The organism is Nocardioides oceani (genome assembly GCF_030412965.1).
GTDB lineage: Bacteria > Actinomycetota > Actinomycetes > Propionibacteriales > Nocardioidaceae > Nocardioides > Nocardioides oceani.
Genome location: NZ_JAUHJQ010000325.1, coordinates 1 through 208, shown reverse-complemented (window position 1 = coordinate 208; position 208 = coordinate 1). Strand labels below are relative to the sequence as shown.

The window sequence follows — 208 nt, the reverse complement described above, 5'->3', positions numbered from 1 at the left end:
GCCGGTCGGGCGGGTGCGCGCGTCCACGGCCAGCACGCCGGGCGCACGCGCGTCGCGCCGGCCGGCGTGGTCGTCGACGGCCCACCTTTGGGTCACCCCGCCGCGCGGCGAGGGGGTGGGGGTGCCGGCGAGCCGGTGGGCGGTGGCCCCGTCGGTGGCGACGACGACGTGCCGCGCGCGGGTCGCGCCGTCGGCGGTGAGCAGCACC

At 82.7% G+C, this 208-nt stretch carries 1 protein-coding gene; it reads right to left on the bottom strand.

What is annotated here, in order from left to right; translation table 11 throughout:
* The coding region (locus QWY28_RS24235; protein ID WP_300955439.1) for a hypothetical protein at nt 1-208 on the bottom strand (208 nt) is incomplete at both ends.